Raw genomic sequence first — 23085 nt, 5'->3', positions numbered from 1 at the left:
ATCACCTTCCTCGCCGCCGCTGACGGCATGAGCTACGCCGTAGAATATCAACTTCAGCGTGACATTTTGCTGAACGAACAAGACAGTCGATTAACCACGTCCTTTCTGTCAGCAGGCAGCGATCTGCTGCGCCAAAGCACATAACTCACAATCTGGTCAAGAATGGGCCTCCCGCTATCTGGGTAACAGATAGTCAATTACGTCATGCCCTGGACAAATATCTATTATGAATAATTATAAAATACCGCTCATGGATGATCATGAATTGATCATCCATGGCACCATTAACTTGCTTGAACCCTATCCGCGCTTTAAAAGCGTAGCGCATATCGATCCAATGCCTGATCCACGAAGCGGATATTCTTCAGAGGCAGGCGTTTACATTGTGGTTATTGACGCTGTTATCGCCATTCATTTTCTTAAGATCCTAATTGATAAAGACAGGCAACTGGCGTTAGTGTTCACCAGCGCCAGCTTATCGAGGATTGACTTGAACATCTTTTCGTGCTGCTCAGTGACATACCACCGCAGGAGGTGGAATCTGGAATGTAGAATAAGCGTCTTAATCTTCTGTGCAATCATTTGCTTATGCTGGTAAGCATGTTTGGCGCTTCGATAGTCTCCAGCCGGTGCCATTGAGATAATCAAACAGGAGGCGTATGTCTAGCAGTGGGTTTACTGGTTAGCGCCCTTATCCTTTATCATTATACCATGCGCTCATTTGTTTAACTCCGCTATTATACCAACATTTTGTATTGATAAGGATTTATTATTTGCATGCTTAATTAATTATTATTCCGCCATTCTGTATTACCGCGCAGATGCCAAAGACAAAATAAAAACTATTATTATTCACCATTCCACCCCCATCGGCTTGCAAACCGTCGTCGGCTGCTTTATTTTGAATACCGAGCTGCAATGAACCGGGAGGGGAGGAGTCACGATGACGTACAATTTGGCCAATCTTGATGAGTTAACGCGCGATAAAATTAACGTAGATCTGGCGGCGTCTGGTGTGGCGTTCAAAGAACGCTATAGTATGCCGGTGGTGGAGGAACAGGTGGAGCAGGACCAACCCGCACAGTTGCGCGACTATTTCCGTACTCGCGTAGCCTTCTACCGACAAGCTTCACTCAACTTCTCACGCCTCCCCTACAAGCCGCACAAGTAACCTCTTCAGAGGGCTGCGCGCCATGTGCCACATGCGTTGTCTCATCGTCATCTATTCCTGAAGGCAAAACCCTCGCCTATGTGCCCGAATTGGTAAGGGCGATGTGCGTCATGCGAAAACTTAGCGCACCATGCACCGCGTTTTACTGGCAGTCCCGGCACCGCAATGTCGGTTATTCTGTTGCGGCACAAAATAGCATACTTTGTGTTGCTAACGACCGATAATCGGCAGTTAATAAATCCAGCATTTCCGGTCTGCCACTGAGAGGGAAGAAACCGTTAAAAACCCCACAAGAAAAGCGTGCTAAAAAGCACAGCAAAAACGTCTGCCGGCATTGTGTAATGCCTCGCCGCTTCCTTTCTTATCAACCCGCTCTCCCAGCTGGTTTTTATTTAAAGCGTCATAATAAGGCAACTGTGCCAGCACAAAACCTATTATTACCTTTAGCGTGATTAAACCTGAGGCCTTGATGCAGGCGTCATGGAAATTGTGTCGCTGGACCTTAGCGATATGGGCATCAGCAATGTTATAGGCGATCTGGTGAATCCGGGACGCCCCATTAGACTGGACGCGATGGATATCCACCATATCACCGAAGAGATGGTGGCGGATAAACCCCGCATCGCGCACGTATCGGCCGTTACCAGAGCAGCGCCTATTAGTCGCGCATAACACCATATTCGACAGGCGGATGTTGCCGGAGACGAGCGGCGTGAATCTTCACACCCTGAAACTGGCGCGCAAATTGCACCCTGGTATCAGTACGACAATCAATATCTGCGTTATGCGCTTAAGCCACAGGAAGATATGGTAGGATTTCAGCTAGAGCCCTGAGGAGATTGTGGCGATAAGTAATGAAGCTATGTTACTCTTTAGCCTGAAATTTGGTAACTACCGCAGCCAGTATCTGGCACAGATCGCTCGTGATGCCCCGGTTATCTCCGCTGATTCAACTATCATCTCTCCTGAACGGCCCGCGAAGTACACCGCCTTTGGTGAGCATCAGATAAAAGTATATTCCATCGATACCCCTTCATAATCTTTGAAGCGACCGGTTTCTGCCGTGGCCGGAATACATATTGGTGCACAGCAATAGCAATGATTGTCAGTTTTCACTTTACGCAGTCTGGTAACCCACTTCGCCGGCTCTCAATACTGCACCTGCGAATCATGCAGACCCAAATGAGGATAAGCCTGCGCACGTACCTGGTCATAATGGCTGAATATAGGAGGCTCCATCCTGCGGATTTCCCCGCTTCTCATATTCGCCAGATCGTCAGCAGAATGGATTCATCCAGCATAGTGGTCACCATATCTACAATGGATACCTGGGCTACCACACATTGAACAGCTACGGCGCCAATTAATGACCGCCACATCAACAGCCTGCCAGCGCTGCCGCTCATGGCAAAGTCCTGCTCGGCATAGCCATACCCTAATAGTTCGCGGCTGATGTCGATAAAATCATTAAACGTATTCATCTTGTTGAATAATTTGCCGTCCTCGTACCACTCTTGACTGAGGTCGTCGGCGTCGTCATGGGGGAATAACCGTAACGCATCTGCGCGCTTTTAGCTAGGTTACGTAGGTAGGATCATCAAACGCGATCCCTTTCTTCGCCTGTCGACCAAGGGATTTGACGCAGGCTGGTGAGCCACACATGGCGTCCCTTTAGCGCCAGCCAATCGCGAAACAGCGTGAAGTTTTCCAGTACCACGGTCCTTGCGCACCGGGATTGACGCCTGCCAGAGTTTTCCGGTTGCGCCGCGTATAGTGCGACATTCCGTCGCGATTGGAGCGGATGTAGACGTGGCCCTGATAATGATCCAATGGATATTCTCGTGCCGCCGTGGCAAAAACCTGTGCGGTTTCGCCTTTGGATCGTCTGTGTCGAGCGGTGGAATTTCACCGGAGGTGGTGCTGCCGAGGGCGATAAGAATATAGCGCTCCAACGTGATCTTATAGCACGCTAAAGTTGTCATCTTGTTCTTTATAGATCATCTCGTCCTGCGTGGCCTGCCCACCACATGGCGCCATACTTGGAGGCGGCTGGATAAAATCTTCCGCGACGGCTATAATGCAGTTATCTGGGATGATTTTCAACGCACCCATTGTATATGGCGGCGTATTGATTGCCGTCAAGCGCCATCTCTCACTCGCCTTGCTGAAGGGTATGCGCTCCATCATTTCCGTGAATAGTTGATCCCGGAACGCTTCATGCCAGGCCATCACCATTTCGCCGTAGGTATTTTCCCGCTTGAGATAATTCAGCACCACCGGATCTTCACACTTATCATCGCATAACCAGCATCGCATAACCAGTAATAATCATCACCGTAGAAAGTAATTGACATGTCTCTGCGGGGCGGTATGACCTGCGAACTCACCGATGCGCTTTAATGGTATACTGCTCCATTGCGCAGTGTGGATCTCGGGAAATACTCCGCACAGTAATCGCGCCACCGTTAATGCCCACTTCTGTTTCGTGTTCGTGGAGCCCACATTTCCTGGATGTCGGCACACGGCTGTACGTTATTCATTATTCCGTTGCTGCAACAGCTTATTTGCATTTGGTCAGAGCGGCCTGGCGGACTATGCGCTGGATTCGCCAACGGGCGCCTTGTTATCGTCATGCTGGAACAGTTTGGCAATATGCCGATGGAGAACCTTCCGCTGCCATTCTCTTCGCATCCGCGCATTCGCCACATTACCGATACGTTAAACCAGTCTCCCGGCGAGCATCGAACGCCGCCCGAGTAGGCCCTCATGTCGGCATGAGTGAATGTTCCTTGGCCAGACTGTTTATTTAAAAACTGGAATGACGTTTAGGCGCTAGGTAAACCACGCGACAGCATTTCACCGACAGTCGCCAGAGGGCTAAGGGACTCCCGGTGGCTAGCCCTAGATACCATGCGATTAACAAGCACTTACACTGGTTAATGTGCCATACAAAGGTAACGGGCGTCGGGAAGGGCATTCGCCGCAACGAGCGTGCGGTTAAGTAGAAATGAATCACTGTGTCAATGCCGCTGGTTAAGGGTAAAAGAGTCACGGTGACGATGGCGCAGCCAGGACGACAGCGAAAAGCACTGGCGGTCATGCTCGGGAAAAACGACCGCGTTTTTTGCCAATTGCGTGATATGAACATAGAGTCGCCCCTCTCCAACGCATCATTGGGCACCCGTCAGGATCCGCTGATACACAGTACGCTCTTCAGGATCAGAAATCATGGTAAGTTTGCTGGCGCAATGTCCGCCGGTTTGGCAGAAATGCGCCCGTGAGAACGGACCGGCAACGCCTGCAGAGCTTTAACACCGCCGTTGGCTTCCGCCGGGGAAAACTTGAACTCATGCAGACCATAATCCATGTCGAGCATCAACTCCGATACGGTGATAATCTAGGGAATTAATGGAATCGATCCGGAGTTGGCGGCCCTTTAGCGGCGGCTCGGTCAGACCGAGCTAATGACAAACTGCGCGCTGTTTGAATGATGACGGGCACAACCGACCCCCGGAGTCAGGATGGTTTCCGCGCTGGTTTTCCAGTTATTCATGTTTTGCTAACTCCCGTTTACCTTCAATAAATTTACCACGTCGCGCACGTGAAGGCGTGCGGCTGGAACGTTGCCTGACGGTTGTCTGACGGCGGGCTAACGCCGGCCGTTACTCTAACTCATTCCACGACCGCCCATCGCGTGTAATCATCGCGACGGAAGCTGCTGGACCCCAGGTCCCGGCCTGATAGGGTTTCGGCGTATCATTATCCGCCTCCCAGGCTTCCATAATCGAATCAACCCATTTCCAGGCTTCTTCCACCTCATCACGGCGAACGAACAGCGCCTGAATACCGCGCATGGTTTCCAGCAGCAACCGTTCATAAGCATCAGCCAGATGATCCTGGTTAAAAATTTCCGTAAAGCTCAGATCTAATTTTGTAGTCTGCAGACGGTGTTTGTGATCCAAACCCGGTACTTTGTTCAGGATCTGGATATCCATTCCTTCGTCAGGTTGCAGACGGATGGTCAATTTATTCCGCGGCAGCTGATAATAGGAATCCCGGAATAGGTTAAGCGCCGGGTCTTTGAAATAAACCACAACTTCGGAACATTTTGTCGGCAAACGCTTGCCGGTGCGCAGATAAAACGGCACGCCAGCCCAGCGCCAGTTGTCGATGTCGACACGTATAGAAACGAAGGTTTCGGTGCGGCTGTTTTTATTCGCGCCCTCTTCTTCCAAATAGCCGGGGACTTTTCTCCCCTGCACGAACCCACCGGTATATTGCCCGCGCACAGTAGTATCACGGACATTGCTGTGATCAATGGGGCGCAGCGAGCGCAGCACTTTCACCTTTTCATCACGGATACGGTCGGTGGTCAGATCCGATGGCGGCGACATGGCTATCATGCTCAGGATCTGCAGAAGATGGCTTTGGATCATATCGCGCATTTGGCCAGCTTTGTCAAAATAGCCCCAGCGGCCTTCGATGCCGACTTCCTCGGCGACCGTAATCTGCACATGATCGATGGTGCGATTATCCCAATTCGAAGCGAAAAGCGAGTTGGCGAAGCGCAGCGCCAGCAAATTCAGCACGGTCTCTTTGCCAAGATAATGGTCAATGCGGTAAACCTGGCTCTCGTTGAAATATTCCGCGACCTGATTATTTATCGCTCTAGAAGAGTCAAGATCGGTGCCGAGTGGTTTTTCCATTACGACACGACTCGGTTCGGCGTTCAGACCAGCTTCGCCCAGACCTTTGCAGATTGCTCCAAAAGTATTGGGGGGCATAGCGAAGTAGTTCACCGTCACCCGCGCCTGCTGATCCAATTTTTCACCAAGTCGGCTGAAATGCTTGGTCTCGTTGACATCCAGATTGTAGAAATCGAGCCGCGCGCTCAGGTTCTTCCATAATTTGTCGTCAATAGACTCCTTCATGAAGGTTTCTAACGCTTCACGCACCACCTTGGTATAAGCTTTGACGTCCCAGTCCGCACGACCAACGCCGATAATACGGGTTTCCGGATGAAGTGAACCTGCCTTTTCCAGCTGATACAACGAGGGCAACAACTTACACCGCGCCAGATCGCCTTTCGCACCAAAAATAACCAGATCGCAGGCCTGGGCTATGGATGTTACCGCCATGTTCTTCTCCTTGCAGGATTGGTAATTTTATTAAATAGTTAGGGTGTTTTTGACATCGACAGAAACGTCAAAAATAACGCGCCAGAATCCCGTGTTTTGGCAGACTTTGTTTTCGACAGTGTAATTAATTAACAACATTATGGTTATTTTACCGCTTTGAAAGTTAGAGTCATACTTTGGCAAAACACCTAAGGCCATCCGGTTTCGCTGTCTTTGACTACCGGCTCGTAGTATATTTCATTAAATCGGTCATGATTTCTCCTTTATGTGAAATCGGCAAAATCCATGAGCTATACACTTATGAACATGCTGGAAAAGATCAATACTCACTTGGAGTTACTGAGCAAATCCGAACGTAAGGTCGCAGAAGTCATCCTGCCACAAACCGCCATCCATTCCAGCATCGCCATCCTTGCGCGCACGGCAGAGGTCAGTGAACCAACCGTCAACCGTTTTTACCGCCGTTTAGGAAGCAAAGGCTATCCTGATTTTGAATTGCATCTCGCCTAGAGTCTGGTGTAAATCGTAACGTGGATGAAGATGATAGCGTGGATTCCTATACCCCAAAAACTTCAAGTCTGCGATGGCAAGTCTGGAACAGGTTAAAACAGCTTGGATATCGCCGCGGTGAACCGCGCGGTGGACTTGCTTACCCAAGCTAAGAAGACTCCTTTTGTCTTGGCGCTTCGGCAGCGGTAGCGCATGATGCGATGGACAAATTTTTCCGTTTCATATCCCGGTCGTGTACTCGGAAGTACATCGCCTTGCAGCACATGAGTTGCATGAATTCCGGCAAAGGCGATGTCGTGGTGCTGATTTCTCATACCGGCCACACAAGATGTTAGTAGAACTCTCGGTGCTGGCGCGAGAGAATGATGCTACGGTTATCGCCATCACCTCGCCGTGCTCGCCGCTGGCGCTGGAAGCGTCATTGACCCTAGCGCTGGATGTGTCGGAAGATATCAACATGTTTATGCCAATGAAATCACGCTTGGCGCAGTTAACCCTGATCGATGTCCTGGCAACCGGCTTTATGCTGCGGCACGGCGCAAAATTCCAGGGTAACTTAAAACGGGTCAAGGATGCCCTAAAGAATCGCGCTTTAATAAAACGGAACTAGGACCTTAACGAAGGTATCCAGGGAATTTTAGCGCCTTCTCCGGCTGTCTGGCTGCTACGTGGACCGGCCAACGGTCTGGCGCCCCTCCGGAGACTCTTTTGTTGCAACAACACCATTTACCCAAGTTAACGGAGTTATCCATGCCCAGACGACTAAGAAGAACCAAAATTGTCACCACTCTTGGCCCCGCAACCGATCGTGATAATAATCTCGAAAAAGTGATTGCCGCCGGCGCCAATGTCGTTCGTCTCAATTTTTCACACGGCAGCGCGGAAAATCATCTCCAGCGCGCGCAGAAAGCGCGCGAAATCTCGGCCCGTCTCGACCGGCACGTCGCGATACTCGGCGATTTACAAGGGCCGAAGATCCGCATTTCGACGTTTCGGGAAGGGAAAATTTTCTTGAACGTCGGTGACAAATTTCTACTTGATGCGTCATTAGGCTGCGGCGAGGGCGACCGCGAACGGGTGGGCATTGACTATAAAGGCTTGCCTGACGATGTGGTGCCTGGCGATATCCTGCTGCTGGATGATGGCCGCGTGCAGCTCAAAGTGCTGGAGGTGCAGGGTATTCGGGTTTACACCAGAGTGGCGGTGGGCGGTCCGCTATCCAACAATAAAGGTATCAACAAGCTCGGTGGTGGTTTGTCTGCTGAAGCGCTGACCGAAAAGGACAAAGCCGACATCATTACCGCCGCCAAAATCGGCGTCGATTACCTGGCAGTGTCTTTTCCTCGCACCGGCGAGGATCTGAACTATGCGCGCCGCCTAGCGCGTGACGCAGGCAGCTATGCCAAAATCGTGTCGAAAGTCGAGCGTGCCGAAGCTGTGGCCAGTGAGGAAGCTATGGACGATATCATCCTCGCTTCGGATGTGGTGATGGTGGCCCGCGGCGACTTAGGAGTTGAAATCGGCGATTCTGAACTGGTGGGTATTCAAAAGAAACTGATCCGTCGCGCCCGCACCCTGAACCGCGCCGTAATTACCGCCACGCAGATGATGGAATCAATGATAACCCACACAATGCCCACGCGTGCCGAAGTCATGGACGTCGCCAACGCGGTGCTTGACGGTACCGACGCGGTGATGTTGTCGGCCGAAACTGCTACGGGGCAGTATCCCTCCGAAACGGTGTCGACTATGGCCAGCGTTTGCCTGGGGGCGGAGAAGATTCCCAGTATCAATGTGTCCAAGCATCGGCTGGACGTGCAATTTGACAATATCGAAGAAGCCATCGCCATGTCGGCGATGTACACCGCCAATCACCTTAGGGGCATCACTGCCATTATCTCAATGACGGAATCGGGCCGTACCGTGCTAATGATGTCCCGCATTAGCTCGGGCCTACCGATTTTTGCCCTCTCACGTCATGAACATACCCTGAACCTAACCGCGCTTTATCGTGGCGTGACGCCAGTGTACTTTAACGGCGATTGCGACGGCGTGGCGGCGGCAACCCACGCCACCAATTTGTTGCGTGATAAGGGGTTTCTGGCCTCGGGGGATCTGGTGATTATCACCCAGGGCGACGTGATGGACATGGTTGGCACCACCAATACCAGCCGCATCCTGCGCGTGGAATAACCCAAGGCAAGCGCATCACGGTATTATTCGTACGTAACGGACCGTCCGTAACGGACCGTCCGCGGATCGCACGTAATGCAGATAAACGGGTCCGATATTCGTCATCGCAACAGCCATCTTCTAACGACAGTTAGATCATTATTTAGAGTATCTTTCCAGCGCATTCCAGCGCATTTTCCAATAGCGCGCGTGCTAGACGCTGTCGTTGCACAATTACCACCTGATCGGCATCGATCAAATAGATGCGACCGTCACTCTGGATCAGAATATTTCACCGTGATGTATATAGAGTCCACGTGAACCGAGCAGTAAGCAGTAGCGCCATGGTTCTCAGCACATTGCTTTTCCCTTATCGGATAAATCCTCTAAGGTACTGCTGGCAGTATATTTCGTGATCAGAACGTCCACCGGATCGCTGTGTTTGTCACTCATCACGCTGACGCGGGAAAATCAGGCTGATTATTGACCTTGTTCAGATAATGTTGAGCCCGTATGGGGTTGGCGTTCGGCATGCAAACAAAATTAATTCAGACACCATCCTTAAGATCCCTGCCCAATCTCTTTGCGTTTGGCTATCACCTGTTGTTCAATCGGTTTACACGCAATACGTACCAAAACGGTCAATGGCTTATAGAGGGTGTTGCCCTCTGACAGAGTACACGCCGTCCGCGTCGGAAAAGCATAGGAAGTCAGTGCGGCGCTGCTTGACACGAGGATGGCTGAGGCGGATGCGCTCTTCGCTTTGGCCCTCGCCTATCTATAACTACTCGTGGCGCCTTAATAATGACCTGGTGTAATACATCTTAGCGAGGATCTATTCTCTTCTGGGTATATTTCACCATTATTTCGTTAAAAACGCGACTTTCTAAGAAATCGATTTCTTTCTGATCCAATATCGTCCTGGCGAGCGGTTTATCGGCATACAGTAACGTCAACGTTGTCATTACCGTCAATCTGTCATACGATACGGTAGTGTTGTCAATATTTCACCTGACTGTGATCCATCATTTTTATCATACTAACAAGCAGCCGCCAATAACTCTCTAGCGTTTAATTCTACAAAGAGCAGGGTTTTCATAATAAAATAACTGATGTATCTATTTGTAATCGTCCATTCGACTTTGCCGGAAACACACGTCCGCAAAATTCGATGAATTTTCTATTGCGCCAAAGATAAAGTAGACCTCAATAAATGGCCGCCATCGAGTCATTGATCCGAGAACGCGATTTCCTAGCCCTATTGCCACAGGATTGCCAGCGTGAATAGCTACGGAGAATTAATTGGACAGGTTTCGCAATCTTTTCTCCGACGACGGAACCCGAAAGCTGGTTGTAAATTTTAACGGCGTCGACTGTTTCAAGCCAGTCGGTAAACAGAACGGATTTCAACTAGCGAAAACCCGCTACAGAGAAAGCCAGGTGTCCTTTTGTTAACCACAAATATTTCTTCACGTATTGGTTTACCAGTCAGCCACACAATGCAGTGGATATTGGCGCGCACATTGGTCTGATGGCTAAGGTGATTTATAAGCACTTGAATCTGAAAGCGGACGGCGGTAAATTTATTCCCGCTATCGAGGAATTGGAGCGCGACATTACCTATATTCCTAGACTTGGATTAGGCCGCGCTAAATGTCAAAAAGGAGACGAACTCTATTATCGCAATACATCTTCTTTGTAGCGTAACCGCAGAGTGGTAGTACGCCCTTTATAGAATAATATGCAAAGCAAACCTGGTATTGTGGTTTTGCGCGCATTGTAAAACAAGTCACCGTAACGACCCTGCCTTGCACAGGCCGGCTGACACTCGTTCAAACGGCCTGTGCCGAAGACGGGCCGCTACGATTGCCCCTCTCACAAGCGGATTGCGCGATCTCCTGTCTCGCCAAGCCTGTACAGGGAAGTGTAGGATCACGCGGCTGCCCTCCCTTCTAGCGTCAGCGCCGTTGCCGACAGAGGGCGGCTGACACAAGCGGATCGGCGAGCGAGAGCCTCAAAGCCGAACGCCTAGCGCAATACGACACTGCGACTTGCGCGCAGGCCAGTAGGCTGAGGTATCAGCGCCATGGCCGTAGGCGCCGATCGCATGGCTGTGCCGCTGTCCTGCAAACGACCACCGACAAGTGGGCAGATATGGCACCAAGGCTCTTCACAAGACGTAGAGGTTCCCCTGCCCGTTGGGGCAGTCTGCCATTAAGCCCATAGCGCTGAGGAGAGGACTGGCGCGGCGCGCAGGTCGCTACCCGCCTGAAGTAAACCGAGCCTAAACGAGCTTTTAATTGATAACAAATCTTATTCCTATTTATAATAAAATCATTTTTCCGCTCTCAGTTAATTTGGAAAAAAGATGGAAGTAGTCAAAAAGAACAGTCTGGAAGAAATTAACGGTACGATCCCCGTTCCGACGGGAAAGGGCGGATTTTTTAGAAAACTGTTTGCTTTTTCGGGGCCTGGTGCATTGGTCGCGGTCGGTTATATGGATCCAGGCAACTGGATAACTGCGATTCAAGGCGGAGCCCTCTACAGCTATCTTCTGCTGTCCGTAATACTGATCTCCAGTCTGATTGCAATGCTGCTCCAGGTCATGTGCGCCAAATTGGGTATAGTCACGGGAATGGATTTAGCGCAGGCAACGAAAGCCCTGATCGGCAAGCGCACCGCCGCCACGCTCTGGGTCACCACCGAATTAGCCATTATCGCTACGGAGATTGCCGAGGTCATCGGTAGTGCTATCGCGTTAAATTTACTTTTCAAGATCCAGCTGTTGTTGGGTGTGATGATCACCGTGCTAGATGTGTTTCTCCTGCTGGTATTGATGAAGTTTGGTATCAGAAAAATCGAGGCGCTGGTCTTTACGCTCATTGCCGCAATCTTTATTATTTTTGCCTATGAGGTGGCACTTGCTAACCCAGACTTGGCACAAATTGCCCACGCGTTAATCCCACAAAGAGAGATCCTCACCGCGCATGTAGCGGGCGGTGATTCCGCTTTCTTCATCGCGTTGGGGATCGTAGGAGCCACTGTGATGCCGCACAACCTCTACCTCCACTCTTCCATCGTGCAATCGCGTCAATACAACCGCAGTGACGAGCGGGCGGTGAAAGAAGCTATCTGCTACGCGACAATTGATTCCAATGTCCAATTAGGATTCTCCTTTATCATTAATTGTTTACTACTTATTCTCGGCGCCGCGCTATTTTTTGGTAAAGACCCGGACGATATCGGCCGTTTTGCCCAACTATACGATGCCCTGCAGGATCACAGCATGGTTGGTGCCATTGCCAGCGCCACCCTGGCAACATTATTCGCCGTTGCGCTGCTGGCTTCCGGGCAGAATGCCACTATTACGGGGACCTTAACCGGGCAAATTGTGATGGAAGGCTTCATTAATTTCCGTCTCCCGCGGTGGCAGCGACGCCTGATTACGCGTCTGATTGCTATTTTGCCGGTTGTGGCCTGCATCTACCTATGGGGAGATAAAGGGGATATGGTTGAGAAACTTCTGGTCTATACCCAGGTCTTTTTGAGCATCGCCTTACCGATTTCAATGATTCCGCTGCTGTATTTAACCTCATCCAGAAAGCGAATGGGCAGATTTGTCAATTGCAAACCTTTTATGATACTCGGCTGGCTGGCCACAGCAGTGTTAGTGGTCTTAAATCTCCAGCTCATCATCGAAACGGTGCATATGCTGTTCGGCTGAGAAACACTGCTGTGGATAGGCCAGATTCAGTTGCGCAACAGCGTGGCTGCAGCATTGCGCGCAGCTGATATATATAGTGCAACGGAGGAGCGTGTTCAAGTGAAAGTGAATCCCATAACAATGCCAAGCCAAACGCGACAGCACGCTAGTTTTCGCGCTTTTGCTCCGAGTTCTCAGCGAAGAGGGGCGCTTATAGGGGTTGGGATCGCGCCAGGCTTGCGGGTTTTAAGCAGTTTTAGCACCCAGGTATATTGCTCAGGGTTTTGACGTACTAGTGCACCGCTTCATTCATGCGGCACGCCAACGGTAGCATCATTTGTATCCGTTTAATGCGTCCATTGGCGAAAGAATAATATGCAACAGGCTGATGTTGCCGTCGTAGAGCGGGAATGGCGGAACGACCGTGGCACGGCAGACTTTCATTAGATGGCTGAAAGTCGGTAGCGTCATTGCTTTTTGGGTGGCAAAGAAATCCACAAACTTACTGTGCTCGGTACCGTGAACCTGATCTAGTAAATAATATCCCAGTACCCCTGGCGCACCGAGCTAATAAAGAGTTTGCATGGCGCCATTTTGGCCGCGCGCCGTCATTAGCATCCTTGACACATCCACCGCCCAACCGTGAGGCACCAGAAAAATGATATTGCGCTCCTCTCTTTCTGAAGCCGATTTAGCAATTTGTGCCATGCCACCGCTCGCGCGCCAGCGCTGGCTTTTGGATTGCGGCAAGTCACGCAGGTGAACATGTCGTCTATAATGGTTTTCTAGGGCGATTTCATAATTGACTTCTACGCGAAGGCGCGCCTTGTGCGCAACGCGACCAAACGCGCCCAGCACGGTCTCGCAGCCGTGGCGGGTCCAGGTGACGGCGATGGCGCCCATCCCCAGCCAGACGCCACAATAATGCAGGGTATGTGATGCATTTTGAATGTCGGGATGAACTCTATCTATCCCGTTTCGCTTATTTTCCATGCCTGCCTTTCTTAATGCTTGTCATCGCGCAGTTGTTACCATGGCTAACCGCATTGTAAAGACAAGCAGCCGATACAGGAATGTCAGTTTAATTGCAGCTGAGGTAACATCTGTTTGACTTGGGCGAGATATTCGGCGCGATCGCTGCCGATCAGCCCTTCGGTATGCGGTAGTTTGGCGGTCAGTGGGTTAACCGCCTGCTGGTTGATCCAGACCTCATAATGCAAATGGGGGCCGGTTGAGCGCCCTGTATTACCGGACAAGGCGATGCGATCACCGCGTTTCACTTTCTGTCCCGGCTTCACCAACAATTTCTTCAAATGCATATAGCGGGTCATGTATTGGCGGCCGTGGCGGATGGTCACATAGTTACCAGCGGCGCTATCTCTTTTGCTAACCATCACCTCGCCGTCGCCCACCGCTAGTACCGGCGTACCGACAGGCATGGCAAAATCGACGCCGCGATGTGGCGCGATACGGCCGGTAACGAGGTTAAGCCTGCATGGATTGAAATTGGAGGAAATGCGGAATTGTTTCGCGGTAGGAAAACGCATAAAACCACTGGCGAGAATAGCGGCATCGCGGTTATAGAATTTACCGTCATCCGCGCGGAACGCATAATAATCTTTCCCGCCAGTCCGTAGGCGTACGCCGAGTAGTTGACTTTGGGCGCTCTTGCCGTCCAGCACCTCCCTCGAGGTTAGAACCGAGAACTGATCCCCTTTACGCAACTTGCGAAAATCCAGCTGCCACTGCAAGGCTTTGATCACCGCGTTGATATCACTGCACGTCAAACCGGCTGCGCGCGCGCTGGTAACGAAACTGCCATTGAGCTGGCCGGTCAAGGTGGTGTTTCGCCACTTTCCTGTCATATTGGCGATACTTTCCTTGAACCCGCCATTCACGCGATCATAGGTGCGCGTCTCACGGCGAGAAACATCCCAGGTCAGGCGCTGCAAATCGCCCTCGGCGGTCAGCGTCCAAGAGAGGGATTGGCCTACCTTCAAATTGCGCAACACGGGGTTTTGCTGAGCCAGCGCCGCGACGTCGGCGATATCGATGCCGTATTGAGTGAGGATACTACTTAGTATATCGCCAGTGGAGATAACATACTCATGCACGCCGACCTCCCCTACCACTCGTTCGTCCAATTCATCCTTTGGAATATCTTCATCGCTGTTCGTGGTGGTCTGGTCGAGGGGTTCACTGGCCTCTGGCGTCAGCTCATGTAATTGATGGTCTTCCAGCGGAATGATGCGACTAGCGGGCCGTTCCACTACCGAGGAATAGATATAGGGCCGCCAAACGGCGACGGCTAAAGTGACTATGGTCAGCGACCCCAGCATGACACGGTGGGGTCGCTGCAGATGATCAAACGCCAGGGCGAAAGAGCGGGCTATCTGCTGCACTAATAATTATCCTTATGTGTTCTTCCCCAGGCAGCTCACGTACTGGTTGGCCAATTGCGACAGAAAGCGTGCGTAGCTTCCCTTGTCTAAGGCGATACCCATCCCAAGCGTATCCAAGGTGCCAATATGCACGGATGTCCCATGGGCGACGGCGTTGATAACAGCTGGCCTGAATTGTGGCTCAGCAAAAATACAGGTCGCTTTTTGCTCAACCAACTGTGTTTTGATTTTGTGTAAAGCCTGGGCACCGGGTTGTATTTCCGGATTGATGGTGAAATATCCTAATGGCGTCAGGCCATAGTATGTTTCGAAATACCCATACGCATCGTGAAATACGTAATACCCTTTAGCGCGAACAGGCGCCAGCATTGTAGCGATATTTTTGTCATTTTTTGTCAAGACGGCGTTGAAAATTCGCAAATTATCATCCAATTGTTGTCTCTTTTCTGGAATTAACTCCAGCAGACGGTCATGGATTGCCTCAGCCGTGCGCCGAGCGATGGTCAGCGACAACCACAAATGCATATTATATTCGCCGTGGTGATGGCCATGATTTTCATGCACTTCTTCACCGGCTTTTTGCAATAGCGGCTTAACGGATGGCAGATTAGCCAGGGTAATGCGACGCGCAGCAGGTAGCGAGGCGGCTGATCTAGAGAGAAACGCCTCCATTTCCGGCCCTACCCACACCAGCACATCGGCTCTTTTTAACCGCAGCGCATCCATTGGCCGCAAAGCATAATCATGGGGTGAAGCGCCATCGGGTAACACTACCTCCACCGGCATAACGCCATCGGCGACGGCAGCGGCGATAAATCCCAGCGGGCGGAGCGAGGCAACAATCGCCGCCTGCGCGTTGATGCCCGCCGCCATCCCTAACGCGGCGCCAAGGCCGACGAAACGGCAGGTACGACCAACGGCGCGAAGAAAAACGGCGGGATAGGATACAGGCACGGCAATATTCTCATCGGCAACGAAGCAAATTGTTATGTTATAATAACGCGGTAATTTAACAACCGTAATTATCATGACCGATTTGGTAATTCTGAAACACATCGGCGTCGCCTTTGGCCGTAAAGCGGTGCTGCACGATATCTCTCTCAGCCTGCGCACCGGCCATATTCTTACACTGCTAGGCCCGAACGGTGCTGGCAAGTCGACGCTGGTGCGGGTGGTACTCGGGCTTATCGCTCCTACCGAAGGGACTCTTAAGCGCCAGCCAAAACTGCGTATGGGGTATGTCCCGCAAAAAATACATCTGGACCCGACATTGCCGCTGACGGTGGAATGCTTTATGCGTCTGCGTCCGGGCGTCAAGAAAAGCGATATAGCGCCGTTGCTGGCGCAAGTGCAGGCGCAACATCTGCAGACGGCACCCATGCAGAAACTTTCCGGGGGAGAGATGCAGCGGGTGCTGCTGGCGCGCGCCCTGCTCAATTCACCACAGCTATTAGTGCTTGACGAGCCGATGCAGGGTGTGGATGTCAATGGTCAGGTGGTGCTGTATGATTTAATCGACAACATTCGCCTGACCCTTGGTTGCGCAGTGTTGATGATATCGCATAATTTACATATGGTGATGGCGAAAACCGATGAAGTGCTGTGCCTTAATCACCACATCTGCTGTTCCGGCACGCCGGATGTCGTCTCGGCCCACCCGACTTTTATTGCCATGTTCGGCCAGCGCGGACCAGCGCCGCTCGCGATCTATCACCATCATCATAACCCTGCCACGACTTGCAGAGTGAAGTCGTGATGCCCGCACAGAGAGCCTGTCGCCATGATTGAATTATTACTCCCAGGCTGGTTCGCCGGCGTGCTGTTATCGCTGGCAGCCGGTCCACTCGGCGCCTTCGTAGTATGGCGCAAAATGTCGTATTTCGGCGATACCCTCACCCACGCCTCACTCTTAGGCGTCGCTTTCGGCCTGTTGTTGAACATCAATCCGTTTTACGCGGTGATTGCAGTTACGCTGGCGCTGGCGTTCGGGCTGGTATGGCTGGAACGCTTCCACCAGTTGGCCATCGATACGTTATTGGGCATCATGGCGCACGGTTTGCTCTCCCTTGGCTTGGTCGTGGTAAGCCTGATGCAGAGGGTGCGGGTTGATTTAATGGCCTATCTGTTTGGAGATCTGCTGGCGGTCACGCCGCAGGACATTGCACTGGTGGGTGCGGGTGTCGCGGTAGTGCTGACGCTTATCTTGTGGCAGTGGCGCGCGCTGTTATCAGTGACCATCAGCCACGAATTGGCCCACGTAGACGGCATCCCTCTGCTCCGCGTTAAGCTGTTGTTGATGCTGGTCACCGCGCTGACCATCGGACTGGCGATGAAGTTTGTCGGTGCGTTGATTATTACTTCGCTGCTTATCGTTCCCGCCGCGGCGGCACGCTGTTGTGCGCGTAGCCCGGAGCAGATGGCGTTATACGCTACCCTCGCGGGTGCGCTGGCGGTCACCGGCGGATTGGCCTTTTCCACGCTCTGCGATACCCCGGCCGGCCCATCTGTCGTGCTGTGCGCCTGGGTGCTATTCATGCTCAGCCTGAGCGTCAAAGTGCGCACTTGACCACCGATGGCGGTGCAGAGCGCCCTGCTATCGCCGCCTGAAGCCACTGCGGCGCGATGGGGCGCGGCTGCTGATGCGCTCAGCGCCGACGGCGTTTATGCGTTTTCGCCGCCGCGTCCTTCAAGCCCGAAATGGCGATAGGCGTGGACGGTGGCGATACGCCCGCGGGGCGTTCGCTGTATAAACCCTTGCTGGATCAAAAACGGCTCCAGCACATCTTCGATTGTTTCGCGCTCTTCACCGATTGCCGCCGCCAGGTTATCCAACCCTACCGGTCCGCCGACAAATTTATCAATGATGGCGAGTAGTAGTTTTCGATCCATGAAGTCGAACCCTTCGGTATCGACATTCAGCATATTCAGCGCGTTCACCGTCACCTCATCGCTGATGTGGCCCGCGGCCCGCACATCGGCAAAGTCACGAACCCGGCGCAGCAGCCGGTTGGCGATACGCGGCGTACCGCGTGCCCGTCGCGCGATTTCCCGCGCGCCGCCTTCGGTAATGTTCAGTGCCAGATGGGCAGCGCTGCGGCTGACAATGTGCTGTAAATCTCCCGTCTGATAAAACTCTAGCCGCTGCACGATACCAAAGCGGTCGCGCAGCGGCGGCGTCAGTGAACCTGCGCGGGTGGTGGCGCCCACTAGAGTAAACGGCGGGAGCTCAATTTTGATTGTACGTGCAGCCGGTCCTTCGCCTATCATGATATCCAGCTGATAATCCTCCATCGCCGGATAAAGCACTTCCTCGACTATCGACGAAAGCCGATGGATCTCATCGATAAATAAAACGTCATGGGGCTCAAGGTTGGTCAGCATCGCCGCTAGATCGCCGGCTTTTTCCAGCACCGGGCCCGAGGTGGTGCGCAGATTGACCCCCATCTCATTAGCGACAATGTTCGCGAGTGTGGTTTTACCCAACCCGGGTGGCCCAGAGATGAGCAAATGATCCAGCGCGTTGCCGCGCATTTTCGCCGCCTGAATGAAAATTTCCATCTGCTCGCGCACGTGGGGCTGGCCGATATAGTCCGCCAGAGTTTTCGGCCGGATAGCGCGGTCGATTACCTCTTCTTCCGTCACCGTCGCGGAACTTATCAGTCGATCGGCTTCAATCATCCTCTACCTCACAGCGCAGCGCGCAGCGCATCACGGATAAGCATTTCACAATCGGCGCCAGCGCTTGTTACTTTGTTGACCATCCGACTTGCCTCCTGCAGTTTATACCCCAGCGCCACCAGCGCGGCAACCGCTTCGCTCTCTGGATCGGCCGGATTGACCTGCGCGGCGATGGCTGGTGGGATATCACCCACGCCATGAGAGACGAACAGATCGCCGGACAGTCCTTTAAATTTGTCCTTCATTTCCACCACCAGCCGTTCCGCGATCTTCTTGCCGACGCCGGGCAATTTCACCAATGCGTTAATTTCCTGGCGCTCCACGGCGCCAACAAACTGCTGCGCCGGCATCCCGGAGAGAATTGCCAGCGCCAGCTTCGGCCCGACGCCGTTTACTTTAATTAGTTCGCGAAACAACATCTGTTCCTGCTTATGGATAAAACCAAACAGCAACTGGGCGTCATCGCGCACCACGAAATGGGTGAAGATAATGGCCTCTTGACCGGTTTCTGGCAGGGCATAGAAACAGGTCATCGGTAATTGCATCTCATAACCAACCCCATGCGTTTCCAACAACACCTGCGGCGGCTGCTTTTCCAGAATGATACCTCTGAGACGTCCGATCACCTCGACCTTCCTTTACGCGTCAGGTTATTGCTTTTGATGATTATGCTTATAACATAATAAAGGTAAACACACCTGTCCGACATCAGCTTGGCCTGCCGCGCACCAAATTAAGTCCCTCGCTGCCCATGCGCAAGGCATTCTGGCTGACGTGGCAATGGGTGATGGCGATGGCTAACGCATCGGCGGCATCCGCCTGCGGGTTGGCCGATAGTGTTAATAGGGTACGCACCATATGCTGTACCTGGCTTTTCTCCGCCGACCCCGTACCCACCACCGTCTGCTTCACCTGACGGGCGGCATATTCAAACACTGGTAAATCCAGGTTAATCGCTGCCACGATGACGACGCCGCGCGCCTGGCCCAGTTTTAGCGCCGAGTCGGCGTTTTTGGCCATAAAAACCTGCTCAATTGCCAGGCAGTCGGGTCGAAACTGCGTGATAATTTCGCTGACGCCGGCATAGATAAGCTTCAGGCGACCGGGCAGGCCGTACACTTTGGTACGGATACAGCCGCTACCCAGGTAGCCCAGTCTACGTCCATCCTGGCGCACGATACCATAGCCGGTAATACGCGAGCCGGGATCGATACCTAATATCACGGTCATACCGCTGCCGCCTAGCTTGCGCAATGCCGCGAGAAACCGGTCATCACAGGGTCGCCGCCACATTGTCGGAAATCTCACCGTTGTGGTAGACTTTCTGCACATCATCGGAGTCTTCTAGCATATCGATAAGGCGCAATAGTTTGAGCGCAGTCTCAGCGTCCAGATCGGCACGAGTGGACGGTACTAGCGTCACTTCTGAGGCTTCCGGCGTCAGACCAGACGCTTCCAGAGCGTCTTTGACTCCACTGAACGCCTCCGGCGTGGTGTACACATCGATCGCACCGCCATCATAAGTAATAAGGTCATCGGCGCCGGCTTCCAGCGCCGCATTCATGATGGTATCTTCACTCAGGCCAGGCGAAAACGAAATCACCCCTTTTTTTGTAAACAGATACGCGACGGAGCCATCGGTGCCCAAATTACCGTCGGTCTTAGTGAAGGCGTGACGTACTTCGGACACGGTACGGTTACGGTTATCACTCAGGCACTCAACCATGACCGCGGTGCCGCCGGGGCCATAACCCTCATAAATGATGGTCTCCATCTGGGTGTCATTATCCCCCCCTACGCCGCGGGTGATGGCGCGATTAAGCACGTCACGCGTCATGTTATTCGCCAAGGCTTTATCCATCGCCGCGCGCAATCGAGGGTTGGAGCTGACATCCCCGCCACCCAATCTGGCGGCGGTGACCAATTCGCGGATAATCTTGGTGAAAATTTTCCCACGCTTGGCGTCCTGTGCGGCTTTACGATGCTTAGTATTGGTCCACTTACTATGGCCTGCCATATTTCTCTCCGAAAAGCCTTCTCAGGCCGGATAAATAACAAATTCCTCAATCGCCTGCCGGTTACTCCAGGATTTGGTCAGCGAGGCGGCAGTGGCGGCGGCCATCCAGCGCCAGCTTCGATGCTCGCTTAACACGGGCGCTTGCTCACAGGGTAGCGTCAAACAGAACCAATATTCTGTATTGTGCGTTACTCCCGGCGCGTAACGGTGACGAAAATGACTAAAAATCTCAAATTGAATGCAGCGCTGGCAATTGGTGAGCGTCAGTCCCGAAGCATCAGTATCAAACCCGGTTTCTTCGCGCACTTCTCTCCGCGCCGCCACCGCCGGACGTTCACCGGCGTCTATACTGCCGGTAACCGATTGCCAAAATTCCGGGTCATCCCGGCGCTGTAACATCAAAACCCGTCCGCTGTCGGCGGCAGAGATGACCACCAGCACCGAAATTGGGCGTTTGTAAACCATTAAGACCGATCGTTTTTCATCGCTTCCTTACCAACGATCGTAATCGACAGATCGGCTAACGCCTTGGCATTGCTGAAGCTAGGAGCTTCGGTCATCATATCCGTCGCCGCGGTGGTTTTCGGAAACGCAATAATATCGCGGATATTGTCGGTACCGGTCAGCAGCATCACCAGACGATCCAGGCCGAAGGCCAAGCCAGCGTGGGGTGGCGTGCCATATTTCAACGCATCGAGCAGAAAACCGAATTTCTCCTGCTGTTCGTGTTCATTGATACCCAGAATGCTAAACACGGTCTGTTGCATGTCGCCTCGGTGGATGCGCACCGAGCCGCTGCCGACCTCGTAACCGTTGATCACCATATCGTAGGCGTTGGCCACTGCAGCCGTCGGGCAGGCGGCAATGGTATGGATATCGATCTCCTTTGGCGCAGTGAAGGGATGATGCATTGCGGCCAAGCTGCCGTCTTCGTCTTCCTCAAACATCGGGAAGTCGACCACCCACAGTGGCGCCCAGCGGTCAGTTTGCGTGAGCTGCAGATCCAGGCCGAGCTTGAGGCGCAGCGCGCCCAGCGCACCAGTTACAACGTTTTTGCGATCCGCGCTAAAGAAAAGGATATCGCCATCGGCGGCGTCGGTGCGTGCCAGAATTTGTTCAATCACCTGCGGTTCCAGGAACTTCGCCACCGGGCTTTGCACCCCTTCCGCGCCGACGCCGCGCTGATTGACCTTCATCCACGCCAACCCTTTGGCGCCATAGATTTCAATATATTTACCGTATTCGTCAATCTGCTTGCGGCTCAACTGTGCGCCCCCTGGCACACACAGCACCGCCACGCGGCTATTGGCGTCGTTGGCGGGCGTGGAGAACGCGTTGAACGCCATGTCCTTAACCAGATCCCCTACATCCACTAGCTCCATCGGATTGCGCAAATCGGGTTTGTCGGAACCGAAGCGGCGCATGGCATCGGCATAGGTCATCTGCGGGAAAACGCCAAGGTCGATGCCGATAATGTTGCGCCACAAATCGCGCACCAGCCGCTCCATCACCTCGCGCACCTGCGCCGCAGTCATGAATGACGCTTCCACGTCGATCTGGGTGAACTCTGGCTGACGATCGGCGCGCAGGTCTTCATCGCGAAAACATTTCACGATCTGGTAGTAGCGGTCGAAACCCGACATCATCAGCAGCTGTTTAAACAGCTGTGGCGACTGCGGCAAGGCGTAAAACTTGCCTTTATGCACCCGGCTAGGTACCAGGTAATCGCGAGCGCCTTCCGGTGTCGCTTTTGTTAGCATCGGCGTTTCGATATCGAGAAACCCTTCGGCATCCATGAAACGGCGCACGAAGCTGGAGATACGCGCTCGCGTTTTGAGACGCTTCGCCATGACAGGACGACGTAAATCGAGGTAGCGAAATTTCAGGCGCTGCTCTTCGGTATTGTTCTGATTGGCGTCGAGCGGCAGCGGCTCCGAGCGGTTGATAATAGTTAGTTGGGTGGCCAGGACTTCTACGGCACCGGTGGCCATATCGCTGTTGACCTGACTGTCCGGTCGGGCACGCACGATGCCGGTCAGTTGCAGACAGAATTCATTGCACAACTCAGCGGCGCGGACGAAGGCGTCATGACGATTGGGATCAAAAAACACCTGTACTAAGCCTTCCTGGTCACGCATGTCGACAAAAATTAGACCGCCAAGATCGCGACGGCGATTGACCCAACCGCATAACGTCACTTCCTGGCCAACATGTGACAGGTTCAGCTGTCCGCAATATACGCTACGCATTAGGATATCCTTAAAATTCAGCCCGTCAGCGGGTGTCAGAATTGG

The 23085-nt window shown here is 52.7% G+C and carries 17 protein-coding genes and 6 pseudogenes; 9 read left to right on the top strand and 14 right to left on the bottom strand.

Annotation, left to right across the window (positions count from 1 at the left end; genetic code table 11):
• Positions 1 to 943: 943 nt before the first annotated feature.
• The gene (locus tag GPOALKHO_RS02035; protein WP_406702760.1) at positions 944 to 1171 is read left to right on the top strand and encodes a DNA polymerase III subunit theta; all 228 of its coding nucleotides are present in this window, start codon (positions 944 to 946) and stop codon (positions 1169 to 1171) included.
• Between the two features lie 303 nt (positions 1172 to 1474).
• Here GPOALKHO_RS02035 and GPOALKHO_RS02030 read toward each other — a convergent pair whose 3' ends face one another.
• Complete coding sequence (locus tag GPOALKHO_RS02030) at positions 1475 to 1801, bottom strand: hypothetical protein (protein ID WP_406702758.1); 327 nt, start codon at positions 1799 to 1801, stop codon at positions 1475 to 1477.
• Between the two features lie 211 nt (positions 1802 to 2012).
• Here GPOALKHO_RS02030 and GPOALKHO_RS02025 point away from each other — a divergent pair, with 211 nt between their 5' ends.
• Entirely contained in the window at positions 2013 to 2210 is a 198-nt protein-coding gene (locus GPOALKHO_RS02025) for a hypothetical protein (protein ID WP_406702757.1), read from the top strand.
• On the opposite strand, the pseudogene GPOALKHO_RS02020 reads toward GPOALKHO_RS02025, so the two are convergent.
• Positions 2174 to 2919, bottom strand: a pseudogene (locus GPOALKHO_RS02020) (prolyl oligopeptidase family serine peptidase); the annotation flags it as partial. The gene GPOALKHO_RS02025 and the pseudogene GPOALKHO_RS02020 sit on opposite strands and share 37 nt — an antisense overlap.
• A gap of 211 nt (positions 2920 to 3130) precedes the next feature.
• Entirely contained in the window at positions 3131 to 3487 is a 357-nt protein-coding gene (locus GPOALKHO_RS02015; protein WP_406702755.1) for a hypothetical protein, read from the bottom strand.
• Positions 3488 to 3682: 195 nt separating this feature from the next.
• On the opposite strand from GPOALKHO_RS02015, the gene GPOALKHO_RS02010 reads away from it, so the two are divergent.
• Positions 3683 to 3931, top strand: coding sequence for a hypothetical protein (locus GPOALKHO_RS02010; protein WP_406702754.1), 249 nt, complete (start codon positions 3683 to 3685; stop codon positions 3929 to 3931).
• Positions 3932 to 4284: 353 nt separating this feature from the next.
• Here the strand turns inward: GPOALKHO_RS02010 and GPOALKHO_RS02005 are convergent.
• Both GPOALKHO_RS02005 and zwf read right to left on the bottom strand, forming a co-directional pair.
• Positions 4285 to 4703: pseudogene (locus GPOALKHO_RS02005) on the bottom strand (keto-deoxy-phosphogluconate aldolase); the annotation flags it as partial.
• 130 nt (positions 4704 to 4833) lie between these two features.
• Positions 4834 to 6309, bottom strand: coding sequence for a glucose-6-phosphate dehydrogenase (zwf, locus tag GPOALKHO_RS02000; RefSeq protein ID WP_406702752.1), 1476 nt, complete (start codon positions 6307 to 6309; stop codon positions 4834 to 4836).
• 300 nt (positions 6310 to 6609) lie between these two features.
• Here zwf and hexR point away from each other — a divergent pair.
• From hexR to GPOALKHO_RS01980, 4 genes and pseudogenes are all read left to right on the top strand, one after another.
• Positions 6610 to 7437: pseudogene (hexR, locus tag GPOALKHO_RS01995) on the top strand (transcriptional regulator HexR).
• A 132-nt stretch (positions 7438 to 7569) separates the two neighbouring features.
• A complete protein-coding gene (pyk, locus tag GPOALKHO_RS01990) occupies positions 7570 to 9012 on the top strand; it encodes a pyruvate kinase (RefSeq protein ID WP_406702750.1) in 1443 nt (480 codons plus the stop codon).
• Positions 9013 to 10444: 1432 nt separating this feature from the next.
• Positions 10445 to 10693: pseudogene (locus GPOALKHO_RS01985) on the top strand (N-acetylmuramoyl-L-alanine amidase-like domain-containing protein); the annotation flags it as partial.
• A 666-nt stretch (positions 10694 to 11359) separates the two neighbouring features.
• The gene (locus GPOALKHO_RS01980) at positions 11360 to 12715 is read left to right on the top strand and encodes an Nramp family divalent metal transporter (RefSeq protein ID WP_406702749.1); all 1356 of its coding nucleotides are present in this window, start codon (positions 11360 to 11362) and stop codon (positions 12713 to 12715) included.
• 171 nt (positions 12716 to 12886) lie between these two features.
• Here GPOALKHO_RS01980 and GPOALKHO_RS01975 read toward each other — a convergent pair.
• The 3 genes and pseudogenes from GPOALKHO_RS01975 to znuA all read right to left on the bottom strand — a co-directional run.
• Positions 12887 to 13687: pseudogene (locus tag GPOALKHO_RS01975) on the bottom strand (lauroyl-Kdo(2)-lipid IV(A) myristoyltransferase); the annotation flags it as partial.
• 83 nt (positions 13688 to 13770) lie between these two features.
• Positions 13771 to 15096: a murein DD-endopeptidase MepM gene (mepM, locus tag GPOALKHO_RS01970; RefSeq protein ID WP_406702748.1), complete on the bottom strand. Its 1326-nt coding sequence runs from the start codon at positions 15094 to 15096 to the stop codon at positions 13771 to 13773.
• Positions 15097 to 15108: 12 nt separating this feature from the next.
• Complete coding sequence (gene znuA, locus GPOALKHO_RS01965; RefSeq protein ID WP_406703327.1) at positions 15109 to 16050, bottom strand: zinc ABC transporter substrate-binding protein ZnuA; 942 nt, start codon at positions 16048 to 16050, stop codon at positions 15109 to 15111.
• 73 nt (positions 16051 to 16123) lie between these two features.
• Between znuA and znuC the strand changes: the two are divergent.
• Positions 16124 to 16884 (top strand): annotated as a pseudogene (gene znuC, locus GPOALKHO_RS01960) (zinc ABC transporter ATP-binding protein ZnuC).
• Positions 16877 to 17662, top strand: coding sequence for a zinc ABC transporter permease subunit ZnuB (gene znuB, locus GPOALKHO_RS01955; protein ID WP_406702747.1), 786 nt, complete (start codon positions 16877 to 16879; stop codon positions 17660 to 17662). The pseudogene znuC and the gene znuB overlap by 8 nt, the downstream one beginning before the upstream one ends.
• Positions 17663 to 17757: 95 nt before the next feature.
• Here znuB and ruvB read toward each other — a convergent pair whose 3' ends face one another.
• The 6 genes from ruvB to aspS form a co-directional block, all read right to left on the bottom strand.
• Positions 17758 to 18774: a Holliday junction branch migration DNA helicase RuvB gene (ruvB, locus tag GPOALKHO_RS01950; protein WP_406702746.1), complete on the bottom strand. Its 1017-nt coding sequence runs from the start codon at positions 18772 to 18774 to the stop codon at positions 17758 to 17760.
• Between the two features lie 8 nt (positions 18775 to 18782).
• The gene (ruvA, locus tag GPOALKHO_RS01945; protein ID WP_406702745.1) at positions 18783 to 19400 is read right to left on the bottom strand and encodes a Holliday junction branch migration protein RuvA; all 618 of its coding nucleotides are present in this window, start codon (positions 19398 to 19400) and stop codon (positions 18783 to 18785) included.
• A gap of 82 nt (positions 19401 to 19482) precedes the next feature.
• Entirely contained in the window at positions 19483 to 20004 is a 522-nt protein-coding gene (gene ruvC / locus GPOALKHO_RS01940) for a crossover junction endodeoxyribonuclease RuvC (RefSeq protein ID WP_406702744.1), read from the bottom strand.
• Positions 20005 to 20047: 43 nt separating this feature from the next.
• A complete protein-coding gene (locus GPOALKHO_RS01935; RefSeq protein ID WP_406702742.1) occupies positions 20048 to 20791 on the bottom strand; it encodes a YebC/PmpR family DNA-binding transcriptional regulator in 744 nt (247 codons plus the stop codon).
• 21 nt (positions 20792 to 20812) lie between these two features.
• Positions 20813 to 21256, bottom strand: a complete 444-nt coding sequence (gene nudB / locus GPOALKHO_RS01930) for a dihydroneopterin triphosphate diphosphatase (RefSeq protein ID WP_406702740.1) — start codon at positions 21254 to 21256, stop codon at positions 20813 to 20815.
• Positions 21256 to 23040 carry an aspartate--tRNA ligase gene (gene aspS / locus GPOALKHO_RS01925; RefSeq protein ID WP_406703326.1) on the bottom strand — a complete coding sequence of 595 codons (1785 nt, stop codon included), beginning with the start codon at positions 23038 to 23040 and terminating at the stop codon, positions 21256 to 21258. Before aspS ends, nudB begins: the two co-directional genes overlap by 1 nt.
• Positions 23041 to 23085: the final 45 nt, after the last annotated feature.

Source organism: Sodalis sp. (in: enterobacteria) (genome assembly GCF_036327475.1).
Taxonomy (GTDB): Bacteria; Pseudomonadota; Gammaproteobacteria; order Enterobacterales; family Enterobacteriaceae.
Note: the sequence above shows the minus strand (reverse complement) of the source record. Positions and strands in the feature narration are given on the sequence as shown.

Bases quoted from the DNA above. Each gene is read 5' to 3' on its own strand.
- GPOALKHO_RS02035 (WP_406702760.1), top strand. From the start codon at position 944: ATGACGTACAATTTGGCCAATCTTGATGAGTTAACGCGCGATAAAATT.
- GPOALKHO_RS02015 (WP_406702755.1), bottom strand. From the start codon at position 3,487: ATGCGATGCTGGTTATGCGATGATAAGTGTGAAGATCCGGTGGTGCTG.
- GPOALKHO_RS02010 (WP_406702754.1), top strand. From the start codon at position 3,683: ATGTCGGCACACGGCTGTACGTTATTCATTATTCCGTTGCTGCAACAG.
- zwf (WP_406702752.1), bottom strand. From the start codon at position 6,309: ATGGCGGTAACATCCATAGCCCAGGCCTGCGATCTGGTTATTTTTGGT.
- pyk (WP_406702750.1), top strand. From the start codon at position 7,570: ATGCCCAGACGACTAAGAAGAACCAAAATTGTCACCACTCTTGGCCCC.
- GPOALKHO_RS01980 (WP_406702749.1), top strand. From the start codon at position 11,360: ATGGAAGTAGTCAAAAAGAACAGTCTGGAAGAAATTAACGGTACGATC.
- znuB (WP_406702747.1), top strand. From the start codon at position 16,877: ATGATTGAATTATTACTCCCAGGCTGGTTCGCCGGCGTGCTGTTATCG.
- ruvB (WP_406702746.1), bottom strand. From the start codon at position 18,774: ATGATTGAAGCCGATCGACTGATAAGTTCCGCGACGGTGACGGAAGAA.
- ruvC (WP_406702744.1), bottom strand. From the start codon at position 20,004: ATGACCGTGATATTAGGTATCGATCCCGGCTCGCGTATTACCGGCTAT.
- GPOALKHO_RS01935 (WP_406702742.1), bottom strand. From the start codon at position 20,791: ATGGCAGGCCATAGTAAGTGGACCAATACTAAGCATCGTAAAGCCGCA.
- nudB (WP_406702740.1), bottom strand. From the start codon at position 21,256: ATGGTTTACAAACGCCCAATTTCGGTGCTGGTGGTCATCTCTGCCGCC.
- aspS (WP_406703326.1), bottom strand. From the start codon at position 23,040: ATGCGTAGCGTATATTGCGGACAGCTGAACCTGTCACATGTTGGCCAG.